We start from the raw sequence: 16,568 nt of genomic DNA on the forward strand, positions 1-16,568 counted from the left end.
CAGGCAAAGTCACAGGAATTGACGATGACAACATTTGATAACGAAAAATTTAATTTCGTCCAGGTCGGTAAACAGGTGTTGTTAACCGAAAGGGAAGGACTTGAACAGCTCGACCAATACATCAACGACGATTTTACCCGCGCCTGTGAGATGATGTTCCAGTGCAGCGGCAAAATTATCGTGATGGGTATGGGCAAATCCGGACACGTAGCCCGCAAGATGGCCGCGACATTTGCCAGCACCGGCACGCCAGCTTTCTTCGTCCATCCGGCTGAAGCCAGCCACGGCGATCTCGGGATGGTATCGACGCAGGATATCGTTATCCTTATTTCCAACTCGGGAGAGTCGCACGAAATTCTGGCGCTGATCCCGGTGCTGAAACGTCTGGATATTCGCTTGATTTGCCTGACTGCCAATCCCGAAAGTTCGATGGGTAAAGCAGCAGACGTGCACATTTGTGTCAAAGTGCCGAAAGAGGCCTGTCCGTTAGGCCTTGCGCCCACCACCAGCACCACTGCGGTAATGGTGATGGGCGATGCTCTTGCCGTCGCACTGCTTGAAGCGCGCGGTTTTACCGCCGAGGATTTTGCCCTGTCCCATCCGGGCGGCGCACTGGGTCGCAAACTTCTTTTACGAGTCAGCGATATCATGCATACCGGCAGTGAAATCCCGCAGGTTAGCCGCGATGCCTCACTGCGTGATGCCCTGCTCGAAATCACCCGTAAAAATCTTGGTATGACGGTGATCACCGACGATTTAATGAAAATCGAAGGCATATTCACCGATGGTGATTTGCGCCGTATCTTTGATATGGGTGTTAACGTCAATGAAGCAAAAATTACCGACGTGATGACCCCTGGCGGCATTCGCGTTCGCCCGGTGCTGCTGGCAGTCGATGCCCTGAATCTGATGCAGGAAAAGAACATTACCTGCGTCATGGTGGCCGATGGCGACCGTCTGCTGGGTGTGGTACATATGCATGACATGCTGCGTGCCGGTGTTGTTTAATTTAGAAAATTTGAACCTGGCCTGTAACGTAAGGAACTGCCCGAATGAGTAATAGCGCAGCCAATGTGGATACCTGTTATGGTCCCGTTAGCGCAGAAGTGCTGGAGCGAGCCAAAGCTGTCCGCTTGCTGATTTGTGACGTTGATGGCGTAATGTCTGACGGCCTGATTTTCATGGGAAATAATGGCGAAGAATTGAAAAGCTTCAACGTGCGCGATGGCTATGGGATCCGTTGCCTGCTGACTTCAGATATTGAAGTGGCAATCATTACTGGGCGCAAGGCCAAATTATTGGAAGATCGTGCTAAAACGCTGGGCATCCGCCATCTTTATCAAGGACAGTCTGATAAGCTTTTGGCCTTCCGCGAACTGTTAGATACACTATCGCTGCAACCTGAGCAGGTTGCCTATATTGGTGATGACTTGATCGACTGGCCGGTGATGGAGAAAGTCGGTCTCTCCGTTGCTGTTAACGATGCCCACCCGATCCTGCTACCCAAAGCTGATTATATTACTCGCATCGCAGGTGGACGCGGTGCAGTTCGTGAACTGTGCGATTTGATTTTAATGGCACAGGGCAAGCTGGAGGACGCCAAAGGGCTGTCGATATGAGCAAAACAAGACTTTGGATGACTCTGTTGCTGGGCCTGCTGGTTTTGGTGCTGATTGGCTGGACGATATCGGATAACGATAATAAAGCGCCTGCACCTCCGCTGAATACACAGGATCCAACTTATCAGAGCCAGCACAGCGTAACAGTGGTGTACGATCCGACCGGCAAACTGAATTACAGACTGGTGTCCGAGCAAGTTAAATATTATACGACCGATCTCGTGTCATGGTTCACCAACCCGGTTGTGACGACGTATGATCCAGACACCAGCGTCGCGACCTGGACTATCCGTTCCGATCGCGCAAAATTGACCAACGATAAAATGTTGTATCTTTATGGTCACGTGCAAATTGATAGTCTGACGCCAACAACGTCACAGCTGCAAAGAATAAAAACAGACAATGCCCAGGTTAACCTGGTCACACAGGACGTAGCGTCAGACGACGAAGTCTACATTTACGGTACAGGTTTCACCTCTAACGGCATGCGAATGCGTGGAAATTTGAGGAATAAAACCGCACAGTTGATCGAGAAGGTAAATACTAATTATGAAATTCCAAGCAAAAAATAAAATCCGTAACCTGTTGATTACCACCTCGCTGTTAGCGGTAAGCATCCCGGCGCTGGCGTTGAAAACCGACACGCAGCAGCCAATGACGGTCACTTCTGACAATCAGGCTGTGGATATCAATACCAATACCGTGACCCTTACGGGCAACGTTGTGGTCAAACAGGGTAGTATTCTGGTTCATGCCGATCGCGCGACCATTGTTCGCCCTGGCGGTCAATCTGGCAAAGAAATCGTCGAAGGCTTCGGTAACCCGGTGACTTTCTACCAGATGCAGGACAACGGCAAGCCGATTCAAGGGCACTCCCTGAAAGTCCGCTATGAAGTTGACAAAGATCTGATTACGCTGACAGGCAAAGCTTATTTGCAACAGCTGGACAGCAACGTTACAGGCGACCGCATTACCTATCTGGTGCAGCAGCAGCAGATGCAGGCATTTAGCGACAAGGGCAACCGTGTAACCACCGTGCTGATACCTTCTCAGCTTCAGGAAAAAACCCCAGCTCCTGGCGCACCGGCTGCAGCACCGAAAAAGAGTAAATACTAACTTATGGCAACATTAATTGCAGAAAACCTGGCTAAAGCCTATAAAGGCCGCAAAGTTGTTGAAGACGTGAGTCTGTCAGTCAAGTCAGGCGAAATCGTCGGCTTGCTGGGGCCAAACGGCGCAGGTAAAACCACCACCTTTTATATGGTGGTCGGTATCGTTCAACGCGATGCAGGGCGGATTGTGGTTGATGACGAAGATATCAGTCTGCTTCCACTCCATACTCGTGCCCGTCGCGGGATTGGCTATCTGCCACAGGAAGCCTCAATTTTCCGTCGTCTGAGCGTGTTCAAAAACCTGATGGCGGTGCTGGAGATTCGTGAGGATCTCAACAAAGAACAGCGCGTTGCTCGTGCCAATGAGCTGATGGAAGAGTTTCATATTTCCCATCTGCGCGACAGCCTTGGGCAATCACTGTCAGGCGGTGAACGTCGTCGTGTAGAAATCGCTCGTGCATTGGCCGCCAACCCGAAATTTATCCTGCTGGATGAACCATTTGCGGGTGTTGACCCAATTTCAGTTATCGATATCAAAAAAATAATTGAACACCTGCGTGACAGCGGGCTTGGTGTGTTGATTACCGACCACAACGTCCGTGAAACGCTCGATGTGTGCGAGCGTGCTTATATTGTAAGCCAGGGGCATCTTATTGCTCACGGCACCCCTGCAGAAATCCTGCAGGATGAGCAAGTTAAACGCGTTTATCTGGGCGAAGCGTTCCGTCTTTAATCATCTAAGTTATCGGCGAATTTTTAAAAACGGAAAGAATCCAAGATATGAAGCAAGGTTTGCAACTCAGGCTCAGCCAACAATTGGCAATGACACCGCAGCTACAGCAGGCAATTCGCCTGTTGCAGCTGTCCACGCTTGAACTCCAGCAAGAGATACAATTGGCGCTGGAAAGCAATCCGCTGTTGGAACAATCCGATCTGCACGATGAAATAGACTCAGTAGAAGCCCCTGAAAACGAAGCGCTTGATACCCGCGAAGCCCTCGAGCAGAAAGACATGCCCGAGGAACTTCCACTCGACGCCACCTGGGACGAAATCTACACCGCAGGTACGCCTTCGGGCACCGGCAATGATTACAGCGACGACGAGCTGCCGGTCTATCAGGGTGAAACTACTCAGACTCTGCAAGACTATCTGATGTGGCAGGTCGAACTGACACCCTTCACCGATACCGATCGCGCTATTGCAACCTCGATTGTTGACGCTGTCGATGACACCGGCTATCTCACCATATCTTTGGACGACATCCTCGAAAGTATTGGCGATGAAGAAGTCAGCATGGATGAGGTAGAGGCGGTGCTCAAGCGCGTACAGCGTTTTGACCCGGTCGGCGTAGCGGCGAAAGATTTGCGTGATTGCTTGCTGATTCAGCTATCGCAGTATGTTTCTGAAACCGTGTTTTTGACCGAAGCACGCCTGATTGTCAGCGAACATCTCGATCTGCTGGCAAATCACGATTTTCGTGCGCTGATGCGTTCAACACGTTTAAAAGAAGATACACTTAAAGGTGCCATGCAGCTGATCCAGTCTCTGGACCCAAGGCCTGGACAGTCGATCAACACCGGTGAATCCGAATATGTCATTCCAGACGTGCTGGTACGTAAAGTAGGCAAAATCTGGACGGTAGAATTAAACTCAGACAGCATTCCACGCCTGAAGATCAATCAACAGTACGCCGCGATGGGTAATTCAGTGCGTAACGATAGCGACGGACAATTTATTCGCAGTAACCTGCAAGAAGCCAAGTGGTTGATTAAAAGTCTTGAAAGTCGCAATGACACATTATTGAAAGTGACACGTTGTATTGTTGAGCAGCAGCAGGCATTCTTTGATCTCGGTGAAGAGTTTATGAAACCCATGGTGCTGGCAGATATCGCCAGTGCCGTGGATATGCACGAATCGACAATCTCCCGTGTGACTACGCAAAAGTTCCTGCACAGTCCGCGAGGCATTTTCGAATTAAAATATTTCTTCTCCAGTCATGTAAGTACGGATAGCGGTGGTGAAGCATCTTCCACGGCAATCCGCGCACTGGTGAGAAAATTAATCGCGGCGGAAAACCCCGTCAAACCTCTGAGCGACAGCAAGTTAGCCACTATGCTATCGGATCAAGGCATTATGGTGGCACGACGCACTGTAGCGAAATACCGAGAGTCTTTGTCAATCCCGCCATCAAACCAGCGTAAACAGTTGGTTTGACCTCAACAGAGAAGGAAGACATCATGCAACTCAATATTACCGGGCATCACGTAGAAATTACCGAACCTCTGCGAGAGTTTGTGAACGCAAAGTTTGCGAAACTAGAGCAGTATTTTGACCGTATTAACCAGGTCTACGTAATATTGAGCGTTGAGAGAGTGCAAAAAGTGGCGGAAGCTACGTTGCACGTGAACGGGGGTGAGTTGCATGCAACCTCGGAACATCAGGATATGTATGCCGCTATCGATGGACTGGTAGACAAACTGGCCCGACAGCTTAATAAGCATAAAGACAAACTGAAACAGCACTGATCCTTAACTTTATATCGGTTCGCTATTTTTATCTTTGGTACTTGAAATTGCTACTAAAACAGGTGCAACTTCAAGTTAAGAGGGTAAAGTGCGAGCCGATAAATCTTTGGGATCAGTCTAAGTGAAAATGAGATGATTAACGATACAGCACTGCAGTTGACCTCGGTATTAAATGCCGAATGCACCAAGAGCAATGTTCACTGCGCCAGTAAAAAACGCGCACTGGAAATCATTAGCGAACTGGCAGCCAAACAGCTGAACCTCTCGCCACAGGTGATTTTCGATGCCATTCTGACCCGTGAACGCATGGGCAGTACCGGGATTGGTGCTGGGATCGCGATCCCTCATGGAAAACTCGAAGAAGACACGTTGCGAGCCGTTGGCGTATTCATCCAACTCGAACAGCCGATTGCTTTCGACGCAGTGGATAATCAGCCGGTGGACCTGCTTTTTGCCTTGTTGGTTCCTGCAGATCAATGTAAAACCCATTTACATACTCTGTCTCTGGTCGCCAAAAAGCTGGCTGATAAAGCAGTGTGTCGACGTCTGCGCGGGGCACAAAGCGACGAAGAGTTATTCCAGATTATTACCGAAGACGAGTAGCACCCCTATAACTTGAAAGACAAAAGTATTTTTGGGAGAGAATATAATGGTGCTGATGATTGTCAGCGGCCGTTCTGGTTCCGGGAAGTCCGTTGCCCTCCGTGCGCTGGAAGATATGGGCTTTTATTGCGTTGATAATTTGCCGGTCGTTTTACTGCCTCAGCTCGCCAGAGAGTTGGCCGAACGTAATACTTCAGCCGCAGTAAGTATCGACGTGCGCAATATGCCAGAGACGCCTGAAGTTTACGAACATGCCATGACTCAGCTTCCGGACAGCTTCTCGCCACAGCTGCTGTTTTTGGATGCCGATCGCAACACGCTGATCCGTCGCTATAGCGATACTCGGCGTTTGCACCCTCTTTCCAGCAAGAATCTGTCTCTTGAAAGCGCGATTGATCAAGAAGCCGAGCTGCTTGAGCCATTGCGTTCAAGCGCTGACCTGATTATCGATACTTCCGAGATGTCAGTGCATGAACTGGCTGAAATGCTGCGCACCCGTTTGTTGGGCAAACGCGAGCGTGAATTGACGATGGTGTTTGAATCCTTTGGTTTCAAACACGGCCTTCCTATCGATGCAGATTACGTGTTCGACGTTCGTTTCCTGCCAAATCCACATTGGGACCCGAAGTTGCGCCCGATGACCGGCCTGGACAAACCCGTTGCCGCCTTCCTCGATCGCCATACTGAAGTTCATAATTTTATCTATCAAACGCGCAGCTATCTCGAGCAATGGCTACCGATGCTGGAAACCAATAACCGTAGCTATCTAACGGTAGCAATCGGTTGTACGGGGGGTAAGCATCGGTCGGTTTACGTGGCCGAGCAGCTCGCGGACTATTTTCGTTCCCGTGGCAAGAACGTACAGTCCCGCCACCGCACGCTTGAAAAGCGCAAATCGTGACAGTTTCTCTTTATAACGGTAAAAGTTATGTCGATAAAACAAAAGGTTGAGATTAAAAACAGGCTGGGAATGCACGCAAGACCGGCCATGAAGCTGTTCGAGCTGGTACAAAGTTTTGAATCGGAAGTGATGCTGCGTAACGACGCGGGTATTGAGGCCGAAGCAAGCAGCGTTATTGCATTGCTGATGCTCGATTCCCCTAAAGGTCAAGAAATTGAAATCGAAGCCACCGGTCCCGATGAAGCAGAAGCGCTGGAGGCTGTCATCAACCTGATTAATTCAGGGTTTGATGAAGACTAAGCCTTTTGACAGGGCCGCAGACGCCGCCCTGTTTGAGAAAAATCCTTTTAAATCCGGCTCAAACAATCTATCGCAATCTCCTTGAAGCTATCGAAGCTCTTGCTGGTTAACAGGCGGCTCATCGATCTCTCGCGCACGAAAGTGACAAACAGATCATAAATCGCCATTGCCTCTTCATAATCGGCCTTGCTTATCGCCAGCAGGAAGATGACATGCGCCGTTTCGCCATCCCCCCATTTGATGCCTTGGGGTGAGAGCACGGTAATTACCACCGTTTTTTTGGCCAACAGTCCTAACGAGTGCGGCAGCGCGATCCCTTCACCCAGCATGGTCGAAACAATCTCTTCGCGTTCAACCACCGAAGGGTGAAACTCCTCATCAACATACCCCTCTTCCTCAAGCTGGCTGCACACTTTGCGAAACAACTGCGCCTGAGTCATAGGTTCATCAAGGCGCATAAAGTGGCGCTGGTCGAAAAATTTTTCCAGCATATATGGCCGCGTACGGTCCACTAGCACCAGTTTCCCCAATTGCTCCATCTGGAACTCAGTCGGGAATGGAGAAAGGACCACCACCGGCTTATTACGCTCGGCAACGCGCGCATTTGCGATGATAAAATCTTCGTCGATATGCTGAAGCTTTTCGTACTCTCGCAGCGAAATAACGCGAGTAATAACAATTTGTGGGAATTTTCGGCTAATCTGAGCCTGGATCATCCGAATGGTGGAATTACCGGTGTCGCACACCAGCATCGCCTGCGGATGGCGCTGATAGCCGATATTGTAATGCCGCTCAAGTCCGACACCGATATGCAGCACCAGGAAGCCAATTTCATTTTCGCTCAGACTATAAGGGGTATATTTTCCCCAGCTTGAAACCGCAGCCAGCGTAACGTCGTAAGCCATCGGATAATGCTGTTTGATGTTATTCAGCAGCGGATTAGGAATATTGATCTGGTATTTAACCCGAGTGATCATCGCTTTGATGTGAGTCAGCAAATCTGATCGAAGCTGCTTATCACCTTGCAGATCATAGTTATAGTGAGCATTGATATACGACAAGATATAATCGACCAGCGACTCCTCGTCGTCAGCGTTAATATCAGTGGGTAGAATACTTTGTACCCTTCTGGCGGCAATATTCACCCGCAAATAAGCCTCTTCGGCAGCAGGAATTTCTTTACCGACCATTCTTTTCAGCTCAGCGGCTAGCATAACCGAGATATTCTTCACGCCCGGCTCTTGCTCTTCCGCATCGAAATCAGTCAGCGGATACCCACCGGCAATGCGCTTCACCGCCACTGCGCAATACAGAATCAGATACTTTTCGCCTTCGTCGGTCAGTTGAATCGATGACTGCAGCAGTAGCTGATGCATAAAATCGGTCAGTGGCTGGAGTGCCTCGGGTTCGAGGCTTTCAGCCTTGAGGAACGGGCTGATTTGATCATCGCTGTTAAGCTGAAACAGCAAATCGGTAAGGCAGGCGCGGATAGCCAGCTCGGAGCCAAACAGCTTCATGCCGTAACGCGGTTTGGCCTCGATATTCAAATGGTAACGCGCCAGATGCTCACGGACATCGGGCATGTCATTTTGCAGGGTTCCCCGGCTGACAAACCATTCGTCGGCCAGATCTTCCAGTTTTAAGGAAAAGGAGGAGGTGAGAAAGCGGATAAGCAACCGGTTTACCCGCTCGGCAGCACTGCGCGGCGTCGGGTTATCAGGCCGCGCGGGCTGCTGCAGCATGGAAAACAGCGCAGCATCGTCCACTTTCAGCTGGTAGCCGCTGCCGCGATTATGCACAAAGCACGCGCCGTATTGCTGCATGATTTCGTTCAACGCGGTGACATCGGCGCGCACCGTGCGCGTCGAAACAGCCAGGCGTTTCGCCAGCTCATCCTGAGGCAGCGTTTCCGACTGCAAGGCATCAAACAATACGGCTAATCGTTGATAGGGAAATCTCACCATAAACCTTCTGTTATCAAGGCACCATGACCATCTGCGACGGACTGCCAACCGCAGTATAATCGTCGACAAAAATTAATTTTCCAGTACTGCTCTCAACTTTGAATCGAGTGATGTTATCGCTGCGCTGATTCATGGCATAAACGTATTTGCCGTCGGCGGATAACGTCAGCGTGCGCGGATAATCGCCTCGCGTCCAGAACTCATCGGCCCAGTGCATGTCACCGCTGCCGGTGACGTTAATTTGCGCAATGCTGTTGTGCAGGCGATTAGCGACATACAAATGCTTGCCGTCTTTACTGAGTACTATCCCGGCTGCAAAGTTGGTCCCTTTGAAATTGGGCGGTAGCGTGGAAAGACTGTGCAGCTGGGTGAGCGTGCCTTTGCTCTTGTCGAATCGATAACTGGTCAGAATCGAGGCTTCTTCATTGACCAAAAATACAATATTTCCGTTGGGATGGAACACAAAGTGGCGTGGACCTGCTCCCGCAGATGAGGCATTGATAAACGGCGGATCGTTTGCCACCAGCTGACCATCTGCCGGATTAAGCTTCCACTGATAAATTCTGTCCAAACCAAGATCGGTTGAGAAAACAAACTTGCTGCCAGGAGCGGTGGCAATCATGTGGGCATGGGGACCATTATGATCGCTGATGGCAAAGCTGCCCTCGGCTGCCGCAGCGGGTTTTCCCGCGCCCGCAGGACCAGAATCCTGATGCACCGAACTGGCATCACTCAGCTTGCCGCTGCTGTCAATGGGGAAGGCCGCCACGACACCGCTGATATAGTTCGCGACCAGCAGATGATCCCCTGACGGAGTCAGTGAAAGATATACCGGACCCGCACCCTGGGAATCGACCTGATTAATCAGGCTCAGGCTGCCATCTTCGAGATTAATATGATAGGCGGCGACTGAACCGTGCTTACCGCCGTTGTAATTGTCGACTTCACTGCCGACATACAGAGTTTTGCCCTGATGCCCCACCACCATCTGCGACTGGTTCGGCAGTTGGCTGACCAAGGTCTTGTCGCTCAGCGCCCCAGATTTGGCATCAACTTTAAAGCGATAAACGCCTTCGCCGTTCGGGTTGTAAGTGCCTACATAGGCATAATGAGATGTCTCGGGAGTCATTGCCTTCTCTGCTGCATACAGCGGGGTGGCAGAAGCTGCCAGCAACGCTGAGGTTAAACCTGAAATACGTAGCCAGTTTCTCATAGTTCCTCTTATGCTTTTAATGGAAAGAACAACCGCTTACAACCCGAAAAATCCGATCAGGCCAAAAGCCTTTTCACACTCGCCAGCAAGGTTCTGACATCTTCAGGGCGGGTGTTGCCGCTGGCACTGTCGATAATCGAGCTATAAATATGTGGAATGATTTTGCTGACTCCGGCCTCAAGAGCGATTTCCATAATCGCTTCGAAATTTTCCAAATCGATACCGCCGGTCGGTTCCAGCCAGAAATCCTGCTCCGCGCAGGCGCGGGCAACACAGGCAAACTCTTCACGAGTTTTCAGGCCGCCCATCGGGAAATATTTCACCGAGCTGCCACCCATGTCTTTCAGCAGTGCGATTGCCGTGTCGACAGGTACAATGCCGTCGCTGGCGGTCGAACTCAGTGGGCCAGTGGAAATTTTTACTAGACCCACTTTGCCGGTCGGGGAAATCAGTCCATTGACCACGCTGTCGTTTTGGCCCAGCAACGCGCGGCTGGTGCCGACGCCGGTAAATACCTGATTTACGTGCTGTGGTTGAACCTGCCGAGAAATTTGACTGACCATTAGAGACTGACGCGGATCGCCCGCCCCCAGTCCAACGGAAAGCGCGTTTTCAATTAGCGCGGCATACTCTTTCATGTCTGCTACGGCACTCTCGACGTCGGCGTAATTCTTTGACAGCACGCCAACCAGCACGTGACCTTCAGCCGCCTGATAAATTTCACGGGCATTATCTTTCGAACCGGCGAGCACGTTGAGGCAAACGCGATCGCGATAAAAATTCGGGGTCAGCTTCATGGTTTCTCTCCACTAAACAAGGCTTTAAAACACTCGGCTACGGTAACCAGTTGCGACGGCGTTACACTACGGACATCGACGTCAATCTTTCCTTCATTGGCGCGATAGCCACGGAAATAAATCGCAATTTCGCCCGTCTTCATCGCATCGACAATGGCCTTGGTTTTCCACCCTAGCCGCGCTTCGTCAAAGGTGATTTCTGTACGCGCAATATCACGCCCGGCGCTGTCCCACACTACTTTGGCCGAAACTCCGTCCAAATCGTTAAGGCTGTTGATAAACGGCGTCATTTTATCGACCATTTCCCGGCCGGTAGTTTTTGGCTGGCTGATGTAACTTTCGATCGCCTGAGTTAGCCCAAGAATGCCCTCTTTGCCGACCTTCATGGCACGGCCAATCCCGTTGGATTGCAGCTTCACCCATTCAACGTACTGCTTTTTGCCCAACACCAATCCACTGGTCGGGCCTTCCAATGCTTTTGCACCGCTGTAAATCACCAGGTCTGCGCCCATCTGGTAGTAGCAGGTCAGATCTTCTTCTGCCGCTGCATCAACGATCAGCGGGAGTTGGTGTTCGCGAGCCACTTCAGCGGCTTCTGCCACCGACAGAATGCTTTTCTGTACCGAGTGATGGGATTTGATATACAAGATGGCTGCGGTACGCGCTGTGATGGACGCAGCCAGCTGTGCAGCAGAACATTCGTTGGCATAACCGGCCTCGATCACTTTACCGCCACCCATGCTGACCATGGTCGCAACCGGCGCGCCGTAGTTAACATTGTGACCTTTAGGCAGTACGATTTCATTGGCCACGGTCAGTGGTGCGGCATGCAGATTTTCCAGTAACCAGGCATCGTCTTTAATAATGATGGCCGCCACGGATTGCGCGATGCCCGCCGAGGCACAGGAAACCACAACCGCGTTTTCAACGTTCAACAGTTTGGCAATGTAGGCACCGGTCTTATTGACCAGATCTTTCATTTCGAAAAAATGATTCAGACCATAATTTACGACTTCAGCCACGTCCGCACGCGGAGTGGACACGCCGAGAATCGTCATGCGGCCAGAGGCATTAATCACTTGTTTTAAATCATACTTTTCATAGATTGAAGACATTTTTTGACTTCCCTTCATCCGTTAATATCGGCTCACCGGCGACAACCGCCGCCAGTGGCACCAGAATGCGGTCGCCCTTGACCGACTGACCTTCTGAATCGACAAATATCTGCGGTGCATGCTCAACGGCAAACAGTGTCAGATCGGCATCACCGCCCACTTCAAGGCGACCTTTATTGGGCAGGCGCAGCGCTTGCGCGGCATGGCTGGTAACACAATCAATAACTTGCGCCAGCGTGAGGCCAACGCTAAAGAATTTTGACATCACCGTCGCAAGACTATGCACCGGGCCGTTGATCCGATTGCGGCAGTAAATATCCGAGCTGATGGTGTGCGGAATGATGCCCTGCTTGATCGCCACTTCGGCAACCGCAAAACTGAAGCTCGCTGAACCATGCCCGACGTCCAACCTTACGCCACGTTCGAGTGCGCGTTTAATCGCGTCGCGCAGCTGTCCTTCCGGGGTCAGAATGCGATTAGGCTTACCGTTAAAGCAGTGGGTGATAATGTCGCCTGATGCCAGCAGGTCGGCGATCTCATCCAAATTGGGTGGGTTGTTACCAATGTGTACCATCAACGGCAGCTGATTGTTTTCCTTCTGAATTTCTTTGGCGCGCACCAGAGGTTGAATACCATTTTTGCCCACGACGCTGCTGCTCATCCGCGCTTTGAGGCCAATGATAAAACCAGGATTGTTGGCAATCGCCTGACGGACACCCACCTTGTCTATCTGTGTCATGTCGGCCAGTTCGTTTTGCGTGACAATACCGGTGCGGGCAATGTTCAAAAAGGCGTAGACGTTAGTTTTGGCATCGCGAGTAATACGATAGAAATCATCGACATCGTTCGCACCAGTGCTACCGGCATCGATAACCGTGGTCACACCGCTGGCGACTCCGATCAAATCAGGCTCATCGTGATAAATCGGCGATTTTGGATAGCAATGCACATGGGAATCGATCCACCCTGCGCTGACCCAACATTTGCCCTCTAAATCGAGGATTCTCCTGGCGCTTTCTGTGGTAGCAAGTTGGCCAATTGCCGCCAGCTTGCCGTCCAGAATCGCAATATCAATCAGGCTGCCGTCTGTTTTTTTGGCTTGTCTGACAATCAAATCATACATACGGCATTTCTCCTTGAAACCTGTGCATTTTTAGACCATTACAGTGAAATCGGGAAGATGGCCCCAAGGATCATTGCACCGAGGATCGCGCCGCCAGTCAGTGGTTTCTTCCAGAGATAGAACACCAGCGCACCCAGCAGTGATCCCAAACCGATCGGTATCGAGGCCGAAATTGCAGACAGGATAATCAGTGGCCCGAGAAAACGCCCCGTGGTGTTGCCTGCGCCCATCATCACGTCAGCGCCGTAAGTCGAGTTACCCTGATTGATGGTGAACTTACGTGCCAAAATAATGATGTAACCCACGGCCAGTCCGAGGACTAAACCCGTTACCAGTGAAGCCGCGAAGTTGGTCACCGGGAACAGGATCCCCGAGCCGAGCAGCAGCGCGGGAACGCCGAGGCCGATGCCGGTTTGAATGGCGCCGCCGATGTCCAGAATCCCCACCAGCGAGCCTTCAATGATGCGCGCAAACAGGAAGCTGGCACCGAAAGCGGCTACCGCGCCATACACGCCGGTGTCCATGCCCGAACGCAACATTGACACAAACGCCACTTCGTTGAAGGCACCGATGCCGTACAGGTAATACATGTGTGTACCGGCAAATACCCCGGCGGAAAGTAGCCCGACAAAGATCGGGAATGACCACTCGGCGTACCAGAAACCGGTTTTGGCTTGTTCTTCCATTGTCATGAACCCCTTATTTGCCGCTGAGTGAGTTGTGAATGCCGTTCAGCCAGGTCGGCACGTTGAGCATGAAGGACTGCAATAGTTTGACGTCGAAGCCACGGAAGAAGCCGCTAAGCACGAACAGCGCGATAATTGCGCCCATCATGACTTTAGTGACGTGGTTCCAGCCGCCCTCTTCTACGCCTTTGCCGATCAGGATCCCCAGTACCAGACCCGGCACAGCATTGCCCATGATCAACTGAGCCAGCCCACCAAAAATGGTGCCCCAGAAGCCGGAGCGACGGCCTGCATCGATAGCCGCGAGCCAGAAAATTACCGGCATTACGGTGTTAACCAGCAGGTTGGCCGCAGGCACCAGCACCTTGATGGCGGTAACCTGCAATGCAGGCGGTACGGCAGAGGCCGTGGTGTTCAGGAAAGCCACCACGATCATGCCGATGATGCCACCCGCGATCGCCATTTTGCGCGGATCGTGCAGGGTTTCGGCCACGTTGCGATTTTTCATCATCAACACGGCCGCGGCCCAGTTTGGAATAATCCGGTGGTCGACATCCTGCGTGAAGGAACCGGCCGCCACTGAGGACGCCCAGGCGTTGAAGAAGAAGCCCAGTCCGAAAGAGAAGTGTGAGGCAGGATCGCCTTCACAGGAGTTGAGTTCCCCAAGCGTACGAAAAGCCCCCATTCCTTGCACGGTCGGAGCATGGAACATACGTGCAGCACCTGCACCTACGCCAACCCCTACCAGTCCGCCGATAATAAGCGACTTAAATAAGATAATTAGAAACATCAGGTTATCCTTGTGATTATATTGACTCGTGCGGGCAAGGTTGCATTCTTTGCAGAGGCAGCATTAAACCTGTCGAGCCTTTATTTCTTGGTGAATATGACCTGCTCAGTATTAATTACTGTCATGTTGACGGTAATATCTAACGCCACGTGATAACTCTTCCTTTCTCTTGGCAGAAAAAAGAATAAAAACTTTTCGTGAGTGATCTTCTCTTCTGCTGTAATGACTTTGACGTCCTGCGGCTCAATGCGCAGCAAAATATTATCAGTAGATTTAAGAACGGTTCGTTGTACCTGACTCAACGCCGACGAAAAAGCCGCAGCCTTGGTTTCGCCTTTGCCCTCAACTCTTACCGTCGTGGTTAATTGTTGCTTCATTACGATTGGCCATTTTTCTTAATGTAAGTTTCAACTAATCTCTGACCCAGCTCTTCTTTATCCATAAAGCCAAAACCCAATACGGTGCAGCCTTCGTTAATTGCCGTCACGCCTTCATCCACTGAACGCATGCCGTGTTTTGCTTTATATTTATATTTATTTTGTGCCGTGATAGCACCCGCGCCGCCGCTGCCGCAGAAAGAGATACCAAAGCTGGCTCCTTCCGCGTTCATCACGTCGCCCAATTTCATATCAGCTGCAACGCCAGGAATAACAATGGCTTTCCCGCCCGCGGCTTCCACACCTGCAGCAACTTTCTGGCCTTTACCTAAGCGATCTCCAATTACTACGATGACTTGTCCCATTATTTGAATCTCCAGATAAGTTGTTTATTAATTTGTAAGGTTAAAAATAAAAGTCGATCAGTGATTATTGTCTTTCGCCACTTCAAAATGTACCGAGAGTAAATACGCTTCCTCGATCGGTAAATTCCCTAGCCAATTGACCACCTCTTCGGCCATCTTCATTGACTCTGGCGAAATTTCATCAAAAAGTTCCTTTTCAACCTCGGGTAAAGGTTCGCCGGTAATTGAGCGTAACACCATCGCTTTTACATGAGAGGTCAACATTTGCTGCTGAACGTCATTAGTAAATATATTCTCGGCATTCAACATTCGTTGAATATCTGCTAATAACTGCTCGGTTCTTTCTGGCGCATCTTTTAATTCAAGTGCATTATTCATAACAATCTGCTCTGCCCCTTTTACAGATGCGATCCTATTTTTACTGACAAAATGCGTGCTCTAAAATGATGTTATGGCAATAACCTTTCATCTGTTCTTACCCTACTCGCAGGGACAAGACCTGTGTAGACTGTTTTTTTCCAGTTCAAACTGGAAATAGCGGGCATCAAGTAGATCTATTTCTCAAAAATAGAATACCTGAGTTAGATGAGCTGGCTGGATCGGATTTGGCAGTGTAAATGACTGGAAAATACTGGATGGGAGACGCTGGCCTCCCACCCTAAATCATTTCGTAGGTTATTTGAATTTCTTATGGTTTTCGTTGCGAATAGCTTTAAGACCATCGGCCTCTTTCTTGGCATCGGCCATCTTACCGGCATTGGCCAGCTCAGACGCCTTGTCAATGTGGCTAATCAGATTATCCAGACCTTTGTGGTAATCCTGAATCTCTGGGCTGTTATCGGGTTTCGAGTCCAGTTTTGGTGGCTTGGATTTTTTGGCATCTTCCGCCGCGGCTTTCATTTTCGCCAGACCGGCAACAAAGTCGGCTTTATTATCGGTTTTCATGACTTTACTGTAGTTATCGGAAATGGTGTCCATATCCGTTTCTAAATCTGCCGCCAGCGTCTGTACGCTCCAACCCAGCAGTGCCACTGTAGCTATTGCAATCACATGTTTGTGCATGCTCACCTTCCATTTG

At 50.5% G+C, this 16,568-nt stretch carries 21 protein-coding genes; 10 read left to right on the forward strand and 11 right to left on the reverse strand.

All coding sequences use genetic code 11. The annotated features are described in order from the left end of the window. Positions 1-24 precede the first annotated feature (24 nt). The 10 genes from kdsD (at position 25) to npr (ending at position 7,060) form a co-directional block, all read left to right on the forward strand. The gene (gene kdsD, locus AB3G37_RS22050; RefSeq protein ID WP_009634873.1) at positions 25-1,008 is read left to right on the forward strand and encodes an arabinose-5-phosphate isomerase KdsD; all 984 of its coding nucleotides are present in this window, start codon (positions 25-27) and stop codon (positions 1,006-1,008) included. A gap of 44 nt (positions 1,009-1,052) precedes the next feature. Then, positions 1,053-1,619, forward strand: a complete 567-nt coding sequence (gene kdsC, locus AB3G37_RS22055) for a 3-deoxy-manno-octulosonate-8-phosphatase KdsC (RefSeq protein ID WP_009634874.1) — start codon at positions 1,053-1,055, stop codon at positions 1,617-1,619. Next, positions 1,616-2,191 (forward strand): LPS export ABC transporter periplasmic protein LptC, encoded by a 576-nt coding sequence (gene lptC, locus AB3G37_RS22060; protein ID WP_009634875.1) that lies wholly within the window; start codon positions 1,616-1,618, stop codon positions 2,189-2,191. The genes kdsC and lptC overlap by 4 nt, the downstream gene beginning before the upstream one ends. Beyond that, the gene (gene lptA / locus AB3G37_RS22065; protein ID WP_009634876.1) at positions 2,169-2,735 is read left to right on the forward strand and encodes a lipopolysaccharide ABC transporter substrate-binding protein LptA; all 567 of its coding nucleotides are present in this window, start codon (positions 2,169-2,171) and stop codon (positions 2,733-2,735) included. Before lptC ends, lptA begins: the two co-directional genes overlap by 23 nt. 3 nt (positions 2,736-2,738) lie before the next feature. After that, entirely contained in the window at positions 2,739-3,464 is a 726-nt protein-coding gene (gene lptB / locus AB3G37_RS22070; RefSeq protein WP_009634877.1) for an LPS export ABC transporter ATP-binding protein, read from the forward strand. 47 nt (positions 3,465-3,511) lie between these two features. After that, positions 3,512-4,945, forward strand: coding sequence for an RNA polymerase factor sigma-54 (gene rpoN / locus AB3G37_RS22075; protein ID WP_369789096.1), 1,434 nt, complete (start codon positions 3,512-3,514; stop codon positions 4,943-4,945). Between the two features lie 23 nt (positions 4,946-4,968). Continuing rightward, positions 4,969-5,256: a ribosome hibernation promoting factor gene (gene hpf / locus AB3G37_RS22080; RefSeq protein ID WP_009634879.1), complete on the forward strand. Its 288-nt coding sequence runs from the start codon at positions 4,969-4,971 to the stop codon at positions 5,254-5,256. Between the two features lie 132 nt (positions 5,257-5,388). Continuing rightward, complete coding sequence (gene ptsN, locus AB3G37_RS22085) at positions 5,389-5,859, forward strand: PTS IIA-like nitrogen regulatory protein PtsN (RefSeq protein WP_009634880.1); 471 nt, start codon at positions 5,389-5,391, stop codon at positions 5,857-5,859. 46 nt (positions 5,860-5,905) lie between these two features. Further along, positions 5,906-6,760, forward strand: coding sequence for an RNase adapter RapZ (rapZ, locus tag AB3G37_RS22090; RefSeq protein ID WP_009634881.1), 855 nt, complete (start codon positions 5,906-5,908; stop codon positions 6,758-6,760). 27 nt (positions 6,761-6,787) lie between these two features. After that, a complete protein-coding gene (gene npr, locus AB3G37_RS22095; protein ID WP_009634882.1) occupies positions 6,788-7,060 on the forward strand; it encodes a PTS phosphocarrier protein NPr in 273 nt (90 codons plus the stop codon). Between the two features lie 47 nt (positions 7,061-7,107). Here the strand turns inward: npr and AB3G37_RS22100 are convergent, their stop codons facing one another. From AB3G37_RS22100 to cybC, 11 genes are all read right to left on the reverse strand, one after another. Then, a complete protein-coding gene (locus tag AB3G37_RS22100) occupies positions 7,108-9,024 on the reverse strand; it encodes a transcription antiterminator (protein WP_369789097.1) in 1,917 nt (638 codons plus the stop codon). A gap of 13 nt (positions 9,025-9,037) precedes the next feature. Beyond that, entirely contained in the window at positions 9,038-10,237 is a 1,200-nt protein-coding gene (locus tag AB3G37_RS22105) for a lactonase family protein (protein ID WP_369789098.1), read from the reverse strand. Between the two features lie 56 nt (positions 10,238-10,293). Next, the gene (locus AB3G37_RS22110) at positions 10,294-11,034 is read right to left on the reverse strand and encodes a KDGP aldolase family protein (RefSeq protein WP_009634885.1); all 741 of its coding nucleotides are present in this window, start codon (positions 11,032-11,034) and stop codon (positions 10,294-10,296) included. Next, on the reverse strand, positions 11,031-12,149 hold the full coding sequence (locus tag AB3G37_RS22115; protein WP_369789099.1) for a DgaE family pyridoxal phosphate-dependent ammonia lyase: 1,119 nt from the start codon (positions 12,147-12,149) through the stop codon (positions 11,031-11,033). The genes AB3G37_RS22110 and AB3G37_RS22115 overlap by 4 nt, the downstream gene beginning before the upstream one ends. Then, on the reverse strand, positions 12,133-13,272 hold the full coding sequence (locus AB3G37_RS22120; RefSeq protein WP_009634887.1) for an amidohydrolase/deacetylase family metallohydrolase: 1,140 nt from the start codon (positions 13,270-13,272) through the stop codon (positions 12,133-12,135). Before AB3G37_RS22120 ends, AB3G37_RS22115 begins: the two co-directional genes overlap by 17 nt. Positions 13,273-13,310: 38 nt before the next feature. Beyond that, positions 13,311-13,958 (reverse strand): DUF4310 family protein, encoded by a 648-nt coding sequence (locus AB3G37_RS22125; protein WP_009634888.1) that lies wholly within the window; start codon positions 13,956-13,958, stop codon positions 13,311-13,313. A 13-nt stretch (positions 13,959-13,971) separates the two neighbouring features. Continuing rightward, positions 13,972-14,748 (reverse strand): DUF4311 domain-containing protein, encoded by a 777-nt coding sequence (locus tag AB3G37_RS22130; RefSeq protein WP_009634889.1) that lies wholly within the window; start codon positions 14,746-14,748, stop codon positions 13,972-13,974. Between the two features lie 80 nt (positions 14,749-14,828). After that, positions 14,829-15,125, reverse strand: a complete 297-nt coding sequence (locus tag AB3G37_RS22135; RefSeq protein ID WP_009634890.1) for a DUF4312 family protein — start codon at positions 15,123-15,125, stop codon at positions 14,829-14,831. Beyond that, a complete protein-coding gene (locus tag AB3G37_RS22140; protein WP_009634891.1) occupies positions 15,125-15,490 on the reverse strand; it encodes an SFCGS family glycine-rich protein in 366 nt (121 codons plus the stop codon). The genes AB3G37_RS22135 and AB3G37_RS22140 overlap by 1 nt, the downstream gene beginning before the upstream one ends. A 57-nt stretch (positions 15,491-15,547) precedes the next feature. Continuing rightward, positions 15,548-15,868 (reverse strand): PRD domain-containing protein, encoded by a 321-nt coding sequence (locus tag AB3G37_RS22145; protein WP_009634892.1) that lies wholly within the window; start codon positions 15,866-15,868, stop codon positions 15,548-15,550. A gap of 297 nt (positions 15,869-16,165) precedes the next feature. Beyond that, entirely contained in the window at positions 16,166-16,552 is a 387-nt protein-coding gene (cybC, locus tag AB3G37_RS22150; protein WP_369789100.1) for a cytochrome b562, read from the reverse strand. Positions 16,553-16,568 lie beyond the last annotated feature (16 nt).

Source organism: Rouxiella sp. WC2420 (genome assembly GCF_041200025.1).
Taxonomy (GTDB): Bacteria; Pseudomonadota; Gammaproteobacteria; order Enterobacterales; family Enterobacteriaceae; genus Rouxiella.